Annotated in this window: 12 protein-coding genes, 2 tRNA genes and 2 pseudogenes; 13 read left to right on the top strand and 3 right to left on the bottom strand. The window is 71.1% G+C overall.

Going from position 1 to position 12,663, the window contains the following annotated elements:
- Nucleotides 1-205: 205 nt before the first annotated feature.
- The 6 genes from ACZZ0J_RS04870 (at nucleotide 206) to ACZZ0J_RS04845 (ending at nucleotide 2,432) form a co-directional block, all read left to right on the top strand.
- Nucleotides 206-281, top strand: a tRNA-Glu gene (locus ACZZ0J_RS04870).
- Between the two features lie 33 nt (nucleotides 282-314).
- A tRNA-Glu gene (locus ACZZ0J_RS04865) sits at nucleotides 315-390 on the top strand.
- A gap of 67 nt (nucleotides 391-457) precedes the next feature.
- Nucleotides 458-865, top strand: coding sequence for a RidA family protein (locus ACZZ0J_RS04860; RefSeq protein WP_463435155.1), 408 nt, complete (start codon nucleotides 458-460; stop codon nucleotides 863-865).
- A gap of 136 nt (nucleotides 866-1,001) precedes the next feature.
- On the top strand, nucleotides 1,002-1,445 hold the full coding sequence (locus ACZZ0J_RS04855) for a fluoride efflux transporter FluC (protein WP_463435153.1): 444 nt from the start codon (nucleotides 1,002-1,004) through the stop codon (nucleotides 1,443-1,445).
- Entirely contained in the window at nucleotides 1,393-1,830 is a 438-nt protein-coding gene (locus ACZZ0J_RS04850) for a fluoride efflux transporter FluC (RefSeq protein ID WP_463435151.1), read from the top strand. The genes ACZZ0J_RS04855 and ACZZ0J_RS04850 overlap by 53 nt, the downstream gene beginning before the upstream one ends.
- Complete coding sequence (locus ACZZ0J_RS04845) at nucleotides 1,827-2,432, top strand: histidine phosphatase family protein (RefSeq protein ID WP_123339850.1); 606 nt, start codon at nucleotides 1,827-1,829, stop codon at nucleotides 2,430-2,432. The genes ACZZ0J_RS04850 and ACZZ0J_RS04845 overlap by 4 nt, the downstream gene beginning before the upstream one ends.
- Before the next feature lie 96 nt (nucleotides 2,433-2,528).
- Here the strand turns inward: ACZZ0J_RS04845 and ACZZ0J_RS04840 are convergent, their stop codons facing one another.
- On the bottom strand, nucleotides 2,529-3,596 hold the full coding sequence (locus tag ACZZ0J_RS04840; RefSeq protein WP_214548425.1) for an FUSC family protein: 1,068 nt from the start codon (nucleotides 3,594-3,596) through the stop codon (nucleotides 2,529-2,531).
- A 167-nt stretch (nucleotides 3,597-3,763) separates the two neighbouring features.
- Between ACZZ0J_RS04840 and leuC the strand changes: the two are divergent.
- From leuC to ACZZ0J_RS04810, 6 genes and pseudogenes are all read left to right on the top strand, one after another.
- A pseudogene (gene leuC / locus ACZZ0J_RS04835) lies at nucleotides 3,764-5,181 on the top strand (3-isopropylmalate dehydratase large subunit); the annotation flags it as partial.
- Nucleotides 5,182-5,200: 19 nt separating this feature from the next.
- Nucleotides 5,201-5,797, top strand: coding sequence for a 3-isopropylmalate dehydratase small subunit (gene leuD / locus ACZZ0J_RS04830; RefSeq protein WP_123339848.1), 597 nt, complete (start codon nucleotides 5,201-5,203; stop codon nucleotides 5,795-5,797).
- Complete coding sequence (gene murA, locus ACZZ0J_RS04825; RefSeq protein ID WP_123294811.1) at nucleotides 5,797-7,164, top strand: UDP-N-acetylglucosamine 1-carboxyvinyltransferase; 1,368 nt, start codon at nucleotides 5,797-5,799, stop codon at nucleotides 7,162-7,164. The genes leuD and murA overlap by 1 nt, the downstream gene beginning before the upstream one ends.
- A 5-nt stretch (nucleotides 7,165-7,169) precedes the next feature.
- Nucleotides 7,170-7,712: pseudogene (locus tag ACZZ0J_RS04820) on the top strand (lysophospholipid acyltransferase family protein); the annotation flags it as partial.
- A 402-nt stretch (nucleotides 7,713-8,114) separates the two neighbouring features.
- The gene (locus ACZZ0J_RS04815; RefSeq protein WP_463438139.1) at nucleotides 8,115-9,128 is read left to right on the top strand and encodes an NAD(P)H-dependent glycerol-3-phosphate dehydrogenase; all 1,014 of its coding nucleotides are present in this window, start codon (nucleotides 8,115-8,117) and stop codon (nucleotides 9,126-9,128) included.
- Between the two features lie 32 nt (nucleotides 9,129-9,160).
- Nucleotides 9,161-10,270 carry a D-alanine--D-alanine ligase family protein gene (locus ACZZ0J_RS04810; RefSeq protein ID WP_463435149.1) on the top strand — a complete coding sequence of 370 codons (1,110 nt, stop codon included), beginning with the start codon at nucleotides 9,161-9,163 and terminating at the stop codon, nucleotides 10,268-10,270.
- An 84-nt stretch (nucleotides 10,271-10,354) separates the two neighbouring features.
- Here the strand turns inward: ACZZ0J_RS04810 and ACZZ0J_RS04805 are convergent, their stop codons facing one another.
- Nucleotides 10,355-10,840: a DUF3515 family protein gene (locus ACZZ0J_RS04805; RefSeq protein WP_123339847.1), complete on the bottom strand. Its 486-nt coding sequence runs from the start codon at nucleotides 10,838-10,840 to the stop codon at nucleotides 10,355-10,357.
- A gap of 24 nt (nucleotides 10,841-10,864) precedes the next feature.
- On the opposite strand from ACZZ0J_RS04805, the gene thiL reads away from it, so the two are divergent.
- On the top strand, nucleotides 10,865-11,860 hold the full coding sequence (thiL, locus tag ACZZ0J_RS04800; protein WP_463435147.1) for a thiamine-phosphate kinase: 996 nt from the start codon (nucleotides 10,865-10,867) through the stop codon (nucleotides 11,858-11,860).
- A gap of 217 nt (nucleotides 11,861-12,077) precedes the next feature.
- Here the strand turns inward: thiL and ACZZ0J_RS04795 are convergent, their stop codons facing one another.
- Entirely contained in the window at nucleotides 12,078-12,641 is a 564-nt protein-coding gene (locus tag ACZZ0J_RS04795) for an RsmD family RNA methyltransferase (RefSeq protein ID WP_463435145.1), read from the bottom strand.
- Nucleotides 12,642-12,663 lie beyond the last annotated feature (22 nt).

Raw genomic sequence — 12,663 nt, 5'->3', positions numbered from 1 at the left:
GTCCGAGGGGCGGTCGCGTCCACGGCCACGCAACGGATGCGTGTGCAGGTTGCGACAGAACGCGCGTCGTTCGACCGGTTTTCCGTCGGAATCTGCACGTGCAACGAGCGCCGTATGCCGGGCGCGGCATGACGGCACACCCGGGCGACACGCCTCGTTTTGGCGCGATGCGCGGCTTGTGCAATACTTGTCGAGTTGTCGGAACGGCCCCATCGTATAGCGGCCTAGTACGCTGCCCTCTCACGGCGGTAACGCGGGTTCGAATCCCGCTGGGGTCACCACAGGTGACATGCTCCGAGTCCGACAACAGCCGCGGCCCCATCGTATAGCGGCCTAGTACGCTGCCCTCTCACGGCGGTAACGCGGGTTCGAATCCCGCTGGGGTCACCAGCACCACGAAACCCCCGACGAGCTCAGGCTCGCCGGGGGTTTCGTCGTCGTGTGCCAGGCTGCTTCCGTGTCCAGTGCCGTCCAGCTCATCCGGTCCGCAGCGCTCAGCCACGTCGCGGAGTACGCCGACGCGTCCTCCGTGGCGGCCGGGACACGGCTCGTGTTCCTCGCGGGTGCCTGCCCGCTCGACGAGCACGGCGCGACGGTCGCCGTCGGTGACGTGGCCGGCCAGGCCGCGCAGTGCATCGCGAACCTGCGGACGGCGCTCGCAGCCGCCGGCGCGGGTGTCGACGACCTCGTCCAGACGCGGGTGCTCGTCGCGACGACCGAGCAGCAGGACCTCGTCGCCGCCTGGGACGTCGTCCGCGCCGCGATGGGAGACCACGACGTGCCGAGCACGCTGCTCGGCGTGACCGTCCTCGGCTACGACGACCAGCTCGTCGAGGTCGAGGCGATCGCCGCCGTCGCCGACTGAGCAGTACGCTGGACGGGTCGTCAGACCCGGCAGTGGGGCCTGCCGGACCCAACCGCGCACAAGGCGCCAACGGTCCCTATCCCGAGAACACCGCACGCGCGGAGTCGATCCGGCGTGCTCGGCGATAGGGGTACCGATGACCGATGCGCGACCGCCGCACCTCCGCTGGCGCTTCCTCGCCCTCGTCGCGCTCGGTGGCGCGATCGGGACTGCGATCCGCGCACTGCTCGCCGAGGCGTTCCCCGGCCACGACGGCATCAGCTGGGTGATCCTCGTGATCAACGTCGTCGGGGCCTTCTGTCTCGGGCTCCTGCTCGAGGCGCTCGCGCTGCGAGGCCCCGACGTCGGCGGCCGCCGCACGCTCCGGCTGTTCGTCGGCACCGGCGTGCTCGGCGGCTTCACGACGTACAGCACGCTCGCCGACGACACCGCGCAGCTGCTCGACGCCGGCCGGTGGGGTGCGGGCAGCGGGTACGCACTGCTGTCCGTGGTCTTCGGGCTCGGCGCCGTCGCCCTCGGGATCGGGCTTGCCGGGCGGTTCCGACCGGCGTCGACCGGCCCGGACGGAGGCGCGTCGTGAACCCGCTCGACCTGCTGCTCGTCGCCGTCGGCGGGGAGTCGGAGCCGCGCTCCGGTTCCTGCTCGACGGACTCGTCAAGACGCGCACGTCCCGTTCGCGGACTGCCGGGTTCCCGCTCGGGACCGTGCTCATCAACGTGTCCGGATCGCTCGTCCTCGGCCTGCTCACCGGCCTCGGGCAGTCCGGCGCGATCCCGCTCCCGGCGGTCGCGGTGCTCGGGACGGGCATGATGGGTGGGTACACGACGTTCTCGACGGCGAGCGTCGAGACCGTCCAGCTCCTCCGATCCGGCAAGCCCCGGCTCGCCGTCCTGCACGGCCTCGGGATGCTCGTCGTCTCGGTCGGCGCAGCTGCGCTCGGCCTCTGGATCGGAAGGAACTCATGACCTCGGAACGCCCCGGCGAACTCGTCCTCGTCCGTCACGGAGAGACGGAGTGGTCGAAGAGCGGGCAGCACACCGGCCGCACCGACATCCCGCTGACGGACAACGGTGTCGAGCAGGCGAAGCGCGCCGGCCGGTACCTGGCCGACCGCTCGTTCGCGTTGGCCCTGTCGAGTCCGCTGCAGCGTGCCCGCGACACCGCGCACCTAATCGGCGTCGACCCCGAGCTCGACGAGGACCTGTACGAGTGGGACTACGGCGCGTACGAGGGGCTCACCACCCCGCAGATCAAGGTGCTGCGCCACGGGCCGTGGGACCTCTGGACCGACGGAGTACCTGCCGGTGACACACCCGGTGAGAACGCCGCCGAGGTCCGGGTCCGCGTCGAGCGGATCCTGAACCGCGCTCGTCCGGTGCTCGCCGAGGGGCAGGACGCCGTGTTCATCGCGCACGGCCACGTGCTGCGTGCCCTCGGCGCCGCGTGGATCCGGCTCGCGCCGCAGGACGGTGCCGTGCTGAAGCTCGGCACCGCATCGGTCAGCGTCCTCGGCTACGAGCACGGCCGCCCGGTCATCGACGCCTGGAACATCCAGCCCCGCGACTGACGCGCCCGTTCCCTCCCCGAACGCGCGCGATGGTGGGTGGAATCGGGCACACCTGGTCAGAAGAAACGACCAGGTGTGCCCGGAACGACCAGGTACTCAGACCGTACGGATCGCGCTCGTGGCGCCGAGGGCACGGCCGCGCCGCCGCTCGATCGCGCGCCCCACGAACAGCAGCCCGACGCTGACGAGCGCACCGAGGGCGGTCTGCGCGACCCGGTCGAGCGCGAGGAGCTCCGGGGCCTCGGGCAGGCTCAGCCACGACACGGCCAGGGCGAGCGGCGTCAGGAACAGCAGGCAGACGGCGTAGTTCCGGGCGACGAAGATCTCCGCGAAGAACTGCCCCACGACGGCGATGACGACGATCCACCACGCCGACGGCTCGAGCAGCAGGATCCCGACGGCGATCACGGTGCCGCCGATCGTGCCGATGAAGCGCTGGAACGCCCGGATCACGGTGTGCCGCTGGCGGAGGGCCGGAAGGGTCGACACCACCGCGATGACGGCCCAGTACGGGTGCCCGAGCCAGGGGATGGTCGACGCCACCGCGCCGGCGACGAGGGACCCCACGACGTTGAGCGCCACGGTCTCCCACAGCGCGGCCGTGCGGAGGATGCCGAAGCCGCGCTCCTTGAGCGGCGCCAGCGGCCGGAACCGGTGCGGTGCGCGCGGGTGCCACACGTGCCGGATGACGAACCCGGACATCGCGACGAGCCACGCCCAGACGACCGAGCAGACGATGATCGTCGCGACGAGCGGGACGTCCGCGGGCCGGAGCGGCACCAGGGCGGAGACCACGAACGCGAACACGGGGAAGATCGGCTGCGCGGGGATCGTCCGCAGGGTCGACAGGGTGCAGACCGCGATGACGAGCACCACGACGAGTCCGGCCGCCTGCAACCAGAGCGGGGAACCGAGCAAGGCGACGCCGATGCCCGCGAACATGCACAGGGTCTGCAGCGCACCCGCGACGCCGGTGGTGACGGCGCGCTGCCGGTAGGGCTCGGTCGCCCCGAAGATCGCGGTGAAGCCGGCGAACATCGCGAACGCGGCGTAGCCCGGCATCCCGAGGGCGATGAGCAGCGCCAGTGGTGCACCGCCCGCGATCGCTGCGCGTGCCGCGCCCTCGAGGTTGATCGTCCGGGTCGAGTGCGCAGGTGTCGTCATGTCCCGACCATCTTCCCACCGCGACGGGTGTCGTCGAGTCGCCACGGGCCTCCCGGTCGACCGCCGCACCACGCGGCGAACGCGACGACGCGTTGGTATACCAATGGTAGAGTCGCCTGATCGTGCCGCGGTCGCGGCGCAACGACGAGAACGAGGGAGTCGAGCTCATGGGTAGGACGCTCGCCGAGAAGGTGTGGGACGACCACGTCGTGGTCAAGGGTGAGGACGGCAACCCGGACCTCCTCTACATCGACCTCCACCTCGTGCACGAGGTCACGAGCCCGCAGGCGTTCGACGGCCTGCGCCAGGCCGGCCGCCCGGTGCGCCGGCTGGACCTGACGATCGCGACCGAGGACCACAACACCCCGACGCTCGCCATCGACCGCCCCATCGCGGACCCGACGAGTCGGATCCAGATCGAGACCCTGCGCCGCAACTGCGAGGAGTTCGGGGTCCGCCTGCACTCCCTCGGCGACAAGGAGCAGGGGATCGTGCACGTCGTCGGCCCGCAGCTCGGCCTGACGATGCCCGGCATCACCGTCGTCTGCGGCGACTCGCACACCAGCACCCACGGGGCGTTCGGCGCGATGGCGTTCGGCATCGGCACCTCCGAGGTCGAGCACGTGCTGGCGACGCAGACCCTGCCGCTGAAGCCCTTCAAGACGATGGCGATCACGGTCGAGGGCACGCTGCGTCCGGGCGTGACCGCGAAGGACATCATCCTGGCGGTCATCGCGAAGATCGGCACCGGCGGCGGACAGGGCTACGTGCTCGAGTACCGCGGTTCCGCGATCCGTGCGCTCTCGATGGAGGGCCGGATGACGATCTGCAACATGTCGATCGAGGCCGGAGCCCGCGCCGGCATGGTCGCCCCCGACCAGGTCACCTACGACTACGTCCAGGGCCGTGACCACGCCCCGACCGGTTCCGACTGGGACGACGCCGTCGCGTACTGGGACACCCTGGCGACCGACGACGACGCCGTGTTCGACGCCGAGGTCTTCATCGACGCGGACGAGCTCGAGCCCTTCGTCACCTGGGGCACCAACCCCGGCCAGGGTGTCTCGCTGTCCGAGAGCGTGCCCGACCCCGCCGGCTACAGCGACCCGAACGACCAGGCCGCCGCGCAGCGGGCCCTCGACTACATGGACATCGCCGCCGGCACCCCGATGAAGGACATCGCCGTCGACGCGGTCTTCATGGGCTCGTGCACGAACTCCCGGATCGAGGACCTGCGGGCCTTCGCGTCGATCATCCAGGGCCGCAAGAAGGCCGACGGCGTCCGGGTCATGGTCGTGCCGGGGTCCGCCCGGGTCCGGCTCGAGGCCGAGGCCGAGGGGCTCGACGTCGTCATCAAGGAGTTCGGCGCCGAGTGGCGGTTCGCCGGCTGCTCGATGTGCCTCGGCATGAACCCCGACCAGCTCGCACCGGGGAGCGCTGCGCGAGCACGTCGAACCGCAACTTCGAGGGGCGCCAGGGCAAGGGTGGGCGCACCCACCTGGTGTCGCCGCTCGTCGCCGCCGCCACCGCGATCCGCGGCACGCTGTCGAGCCCGTGGGACCTGGAGAACTCCGAAGCGAACACCGTCCTGGAAGGGCAGTCTGATGGACAAGATCACCACCGTCACCGGCATCGCCGCCCCGCTCAAGCGGTCGAACGTCGACACCGACCAGATCATCCCAGCGGTCTACCTCAAGCGCGTCACGAAGACCGGCTTCGAGGACGCCCTGTTCTCCGGCTGGCGCCAGGACCCGTCGTTCGTGCTGAACCAGCCCGAGTACCAGGGCGCGAAGGTGCTCGTCGCCGGTCCCGACTTCGGTACCGGTTCGTCGCGCGAGCACGCGGTGTGGGCGCTCCGTGACTTCGGCTTCGCGGTCGTCATCTCGCCCCGGTTCGCCGACATCTTCAAGGGCAACGCGGGCAAGCAGGGCCTGGTCACCGCGATCGTGACCGAATCGGAAGTCGAGCGGCTCTGGGCCGAGATCGAGCGGAACCCGGGGGTGTCGGCGACCGTGGACCTGGTGGCGCAGCGCGTGTCGCTCGGGGATGTGGACGTCCCCTTCGAGATCGACGCTTACACTCGTTGGCGGTTGATGGAAGGGCTCGACGACATCGGGCTCACCCTCCGTGACGAGACCTCGATCACGGAGTTCGAATCCCGCCGCTCCAGTTGGCGGCCGAAGACATTGCCGGTGAAGTAGTGAACTCTCTCGTACAGGACGCAGCGGCCGCAGGGGCGCGCGTGGGCCTCAAGTCGGACGAGATCGTCATCCGCGGGGGCAAGCCGCTCGTGGGGCGCATCGAGGTCCGCGGGGCGAAGAACCTCGCGACCAAGGCCATGGTGGCGTCGCTGCTCGGTGACACCCCGTCGATCCTCAAGGACGTCCCGGACATCTCCGACGTCAAGGTCGTCCGTGGGCTGCTCGAGGTGCACGGCGTGCGCATCACCGATCCTGCACGAGGCGAGCTCATCCTCGACCCGGCCAACGTCGAGTCGGCGCACTTCGCCGAGATCGACGCCCACGCCGGCTCGAGCCGCATCCCGATCCTGTTCTGCGGCCCGCTGCTGCACAAGCTCGGTGAAGCGTTCATCCCCGACCTCGGTGGCTGCCGCATCGGCGACCGCCCGATCGACTTCCACCTCGACGCGCTCCGCGCCATGGGTGCCGTCGTCGACAAGCAGGTCAACGGCATCCACCTGACGGCTCCGAACGGGCTGAAGGGCGCGTCCATCGAGCTGCCGTACCCGAGCGTCGGCGCGACCGAGCAGGTCCTGCTGTCGTCCGTCCTGGCGACCGGCGTCACGGAGCTGCGGAACGCGGCGATCGAACCCGAGATCATGGACCTCATCGCGATCCTGCAGAAGATGGGCGCGATCGTGTCCGTCGAGCCGAACCGCGTGATCTTCATCGAGGGCGTCGAGTCGCTGCGCGGCTACACGCACCGTGCGATCAACGACCGCAACGAGGCAGCCAGCTGGGCCTCTGCCGCGCTCGCCACCGACGGCGACATCTTCGTCGAGGGGGCGAACCAGCAGGAGCTCATGACGTTCCTCAACGTCTTCCGCAAGGTCGGCGGCGGCTTCGACGTGCAAGAGGACGGCATCCGCTTCTACCGTGAGCGCGACACCCTCAAGCCCGTCGTCATCGAGACCGACGTGCACCCCGGCTTCATGACCGACTGGCAGCAGCCGCTCGTCGTGGCGCTGACCCAGGCCGAGGGGCAGAGCATCGTGCACGAGACCGTGTACGAGAACCGCTTCGGCTTCACCGACGCACTGAACGAGATGGGCGCCGACATCGTCGTCCACAAGGAGGGGCTGCCCGGGCACGACCGCCGTGTCGCCCGTCGCCCGTTCGAGCAGGCCGCGGTCATCACCGGTCCGACGACGCTGCACGCGGCGAACGTCCGGGTCCCCGACCTCCGCGGTGGCTTCAGCCACCTCATCGCGGCGCTGACCGCCGACGGCGAGTCCCACATCACCAACGTCGGCATCATCAGCCGCGGCTACGAGCACTTCATCCCGAAGCTGCGGAAGCTGGGCGCCGACTTCGACTTCGCGGGTTAGTCGCGGTGTCGGTTCCGCAGCCGGGTGACGGTCCGTCGCGTCCGGGTGACGGCCCGTCGCGCCAGGGCGATGGCCGGGAGGCCCGTGGTGCGTCCGCCGTGCAGGTCGCGACCGGCCTGCCGGTGCGTGGACGGCGTTGGAAGCGCGGGGAGCTCAACCCCGCGTTCCGCATCGTGGCGTCGATCGTCATCCCGACGTTCCGGTTCTCGTCGAACTACCACTGGTACGGCCCGAACCGCCTGCCGGCGGACGGTGCCTTCGTGCTCGCGCCGAACCACTTCACGAACATCGACCCGCTGGTCGTCGGCACCGCCGTCTACATCAGTCGGCGGGCCCCGCGGTTCCTGGCCAAGGCCTCGCTGTTCAAGGTGCCCGTCTTCGGCAAGCTCATGTCCGGCATGGGCCAGATCCCGGTCGAGCGCTCCGGCCGCACCCGGCTGAGCGACCCGCTCGGCGGCGGGCGATCGCTCATCGAGCAGGGTGGGGCGATCATCGTCTACCCCGAGGGCACGCTCACCCGCGACCCCGACCTGTGGCCGATGCGCGGCAAGACCGGAGCCGTCCGCATCGCGCTCGAGAACGACGTGCCGCTGATCCCGATGGCCCACTGGGGCACGCAGGGCATCATGGCGCGCTACTCGAACAAGCTCCGCCTGTTCCCGCGGTCGCGCGTGGACGTCATCGTCGGCGACCCCGTCGACCTGTCCGCCTACCGTGGCCGGCCGATCGACCAGCAGATGCTGACCGAGGCCACCGAGCTGCTCATGCAGCGCATCACGGCGCTGCTCGAGCAGCTCCGTGGCGAGCCGGCCCGAAGACCCGCTGGGACCCAGCGGCGAACAACCAGAAGGAGACCGGCCGGTTTGAGTGACCTCCGCCCGCACGACGATCGTCCCGACCCCGTCGCCGCAGCGCCGGGTGCCTTCGACACCGCCGCGATCCGGGTGGTGATGCAGTCGACCGACAAGCCCCGCGTGGCGGTCATCGGTGCCGGCAGCTGGGGCACCACGTTCGCGAAGGTGCTCGCCGAGGGCGGTGCCTCCACGGTCGTGTGGGCCCGCCGTCCCGAGGTCGCCCGCGAGATCACCGAGACGAAGCGGAACTCCGACTACCTGCCCGGCATCAACCTGCCCCGCACCCTCACGGCGTCGACGTCGCTCGCGCAGGTGCTCGACGGCGCCACCCAGGTGTACGTGTCGGTGCCGTCGCAGACCCTGCGCTCGAACCTCGACGCGATCCGCGAGCTCCTGCCCGCCGGTGTTCCCGTCGTCAGCCTGATGAAGGGCGTCGAGAAGAGCACCGGCCTGCGGATGAGCGAGGTCCTGCTCCAGGGACTCGGCATCGACCAGGACCGCATCGCCGTCGCGAGCGGGCCGAACCTGGCGCTCGAGATCGCTCGCCGGCAGCCGACCGCCGCCGTCGTGTCGTCGTCCTCGCTGGAGACTGCCACCGCCGTCGCCGCCGTCGCCACGAACCCGTACTTCCGGTCGTTCATCAACACCGACGTCATCGGCACCGAGTTCGGCGGCGTGCTGAAGAACCTCATCGCCGTCGCGATCGGCATCGTCGACGGCGTCGGTTACGGCGAGAACACCAAAGCGTCGATCATCACGCGCGGGCTTGCCGAGATGACCGAGTTCGCGGTGTCGCTCGGCGCGCAGCCGTCGACCCTGTCGGGACTCGCGGGCCTCGGCGACCTCATCGCCACCTGCCAGTCGCCGCTGTCCCGGAACAACACCGCCGGGCGCCTGCTCGGGCAGGGGTACCGGTTCGACGAGGTCGTGCGGCAGATGAACCAGACCGCCGAGGGCCTGGCGTCCGTCGCACCGATCCTCGAGCTCGCCGCCGCGAACGGCGTCGACATGCCCATCGTCAGCCAGGTCGGCGAGGTCCTCGCCGGTAGGCTCGATCCGCGCAACATCGCGCCGCACCTCACCGAGACCGACGAGCCCCAGGGCGAGTGACCGGTCCCGCACCGAGTCACGAAGGGACTCCCGTGCCCACGATCCCCGAGGGAACCGACGTTCCCACGACCACCGTCGCCGTCCTGTTCGGCGGGCGCTCGAGCGAGCACGAGATCAGCTGCGTGACCGCTGGCGGCATCATGGACGTCGTCGACCGCACCGAGTACGAGATCGTGCCGATCGGCATCACGAAGGACGGCGCGTTCACGCTGCAGTCCGACGACCCCTCGCAGTGGGCGATCCGTGACGGCTCCCTGCCGACCGTGCCCGACAACGGCACGCGTGTGGCGTTCCCGACCTCGCCGGCGACGAACGAACTCGTCGTCTCGCACCCGGACGGCTCGGTCACGACCGTCGCGGTCGACGTGGTGTTCCCGATCCTGCACGGTCCGTTCGGCGAGGACGGCACGATCCAGGGCTTGCTCGAGATCGCTGGTCTGCCGTACGTCGGTGACGGCGTGCTCGCGAGCGCCCTGGCGATGGACAAGCACGTCGCGAAGGCCGTCCTCGAGCACGCCGGTCTGCGAGTCGCTCCCTGGACGACCGTGCTCCGCCGTGAATGGGCGGCCGCCCCGGTCGACGTCGCCGAGACGATCGCGGCGCACGGCTGGCCGCTGTTCGTGAAGCCGGCACGCGCCGGGTCGAGCATGGGCGTCTCGCGCGTCGACGGGCCCGACGAGCTCGGCGCCGCGATGGACCTGGCGTTCGAGCACGACTCCAAGGTGATCGTCGAACCCCGCGTCGTCGGCCGCGAGGTCGAGGTCGCCGTGCTCGAGGGCCGTGACGGTGCGCCGCGCACGAGCCTGCCCGGCGAGATCGTCGTGGCCGAGGACGGCTTCTACGACTTCGCGTCGAAGTACCTCGGTGGCGACGAGTCGCTGCTGTGCCCGGCGCCGCTCACCGAGGCGCAGACCGACGAGATCCGGTCGATCGGTGCCCGTGCGTTCGAGGCCATCGGCGGGTCCGGGCTCGCCCGCGTCGACTGCTTCCTGACCGACGACGGCTTCGTCGTGAACGAGGTCAACACGATGCCCGGGTTCACCCCGCTGTCGATGTACCCGCGCTGCTGGGCGGCGTCGGGTGTGTCCTACGGCGAGCTGGTCAGCGAGCTCATCGAGCTGGGGCGCGCCGCCGTCCGCTGACGCTCAACGGGGTCGGGGCGTGTCAGCCCTGCACGTCGGACGGGTCCAGGCACCGGGTTGGTCGGTGCTGCTCCGTCCTTCGGCTCAGCCCTGCACGTCGGACGGGTCCAGGCACTTGTGGCCGTCCTTCGGCAGCGTCGACACCGCCGTCGCGATGTCCTGCAGCACCGCGCTGCCGGTCTTCGACGTGTCGACGACGACCTGCACCGCCGGGGACCGTCCGAACGTCGTGTAGACGATCTGCTTGCCGCGGTCGTCGCGGATCCAGTCGACCGCCCCGAGCGTGAAGCACGGCAGGTCGGACACGGTCGGCACGGCCACGCCGCAGTGGTACAGCGCGGCCTCGGGCTCGCCCCACGCCGCGGTGGACTGCGCGTTCGTGTTCCGCAGGTCGTACGTCGAGTCGACGGTCGCGGGCAACCGCACCTGTGCCGCCGCGCACGCCGCTGCGTTCGCGGAGGGTGCCGCGCTCATGCCGACGGAGTTGGTGCACCCGGTCAGCCCTGCCGCGAGGGCGATCACGACCCCCGCGATCGCGAGGGTGCGAGGGGTGCGGCGCGCGGTGTCCATCGCGGTCCAGGCTACCGTTCTCGTGTGGACGCGACGTACGACGCCTGGGCCGGACCGACCGTGGGGGAGCTCGGCGAGCTGGTCGTCCTCGACCGGATCACGAGTCGGCTGCCGACGGGCTCGCCGCTCGTGGGGCCCGGGGACGACTGCGCCGTCGTCGCCGCTCCCGACGGCCGGTTCGTCGTGACGACGGACATGATGGTGCACGGCCCGGACTTCCGGTGGGCGTGGTCCTCGCCCGCGGACGTCGGCTGGAAGGCCGCCGCGACGAACCTGTCGGACGTCGCGGCGATGGGGGCGGTGCCGAGTGGCCTCGTCATCGCCCTCGCCGCACCGCAGGACACCCCCGTGGCGGTGCTCGAGGGCATCGCTGACGGCTTCCGCCTCGCCGTCGACGCCCTCGCGCCCGGCTGTGGCGTGGTCGGCGGCGACCTCTCCACCTCGGCGACCTTCACGGTGGCGGTGACGGCGTTCGGCGACCTCGGTGGCCTGGCGCCGGTGCTCCGGTCAGGAGCTCGTGGGGGTGACGTCGTGGCGGTCTCCGGCGAACTCGGTCGCGCTGCCCGCGGGCTCGCACGGCTCTTCCGCGACGGCGTGGACGCGCAGGGCGAGCCGGACCGTGCAGCGACGGTGGCGAGCGGTGCGGACGCCGATCCCGACGTCGACCGCCAGCGCCGACCCGTGCCCCCGATCACGGACGGGCCGCGCGCCGCCGCGGCCGGGGCGACGGCGATGCTCGACCTATCCGACGGCCTGGCGATCGACGCCGGGCGGCTGGCCCGTGCGAGCCGGGTGACGCTCGACCTCGATGCCGACGCCCCGCTCGACGAGGTCGCGCTGCACGGTGGCGAGGACCACGGCCTGCTCGCGACCTTCCCCGCCGAGGCCCCGCTGCCGGGTGGCTTCCGCCGCATCGGAGTCGTGCGCGACCGCAGCGACGCGGACCTGCTGCGCGCCGGAGCCCCGGTGCCGACGACCGGCTGGGACCCCTACGCCGACTGGGACGGTGCCGCCGGCTGACCCGCCCGGCCCGACGTCGGACGGAGGCGACGCGGCGGAGCCGAGCCGGGCCTCCCGGTCAGTGCGCGCGCATCTGTCGACGGAACACGCGTCGATCACCTGGTGTCCTGTCGGAAGTTGCGCACGCATCCGATGCATGCGCATCTTGCGACACGGCACGCGTCGATCAACTCGTGGATCGTCGCGAAACGCGCCCGCCCACCGAGACCCGCGCGGCTCAGCCGCCGGCGGCCACGGCTTCCCACGCCACGGTCTCGCCGTAGCTGCGCTTGCTGAACGGCTCGAGCCCAGCGGGCCACGTCGGTTCGGCGGAACGCTTGCTCCGCTCGACGACCACCACGGCACCGGCGGTCAACCGCGGCACGAGCGTCTCGAGCACCTCGGCGATCTCGTGCTCGGTCACGTCGTACGGCGGGTCGATGAAGACCAGGTCGAACGTGCGCACGGTCCCGCGCAGGTACCCGAGCACCGGCTGTGGCTGCACGTCGATCCGCACCCCGGGGATCCGCTGCTGCACGGCCTTCGCGTTCGCCCGGCACGCCTGCGCCGCGGCCGACGCGCGGTCGACCAGCACGACCTCGACCGCACCGCGCGACGCCGCTTCGAGCCCGAGGGCACCGGTGCCGGCGTAGAGGTCCGCGACGGAGGTGTCGTCGACGAGCCCACGGGCCTCGAGCGACGAGAACAGCGCCTCGCGCACCCGGTCGCTCGTCGGCCGGGTGCCGGACTTCGGCACACGGAGCGTCGTGTTGCCGGCGGCGCCGGCGATGATGCGGGTCATGCAGCCACCGTATCGGCCGACG

Source organism: Curtobacterium sp. AC272 (genome assembly GCF_979258155.1).
This window is presented reverse-complemented; position numbering and strand designations above follow the sequence as displayed.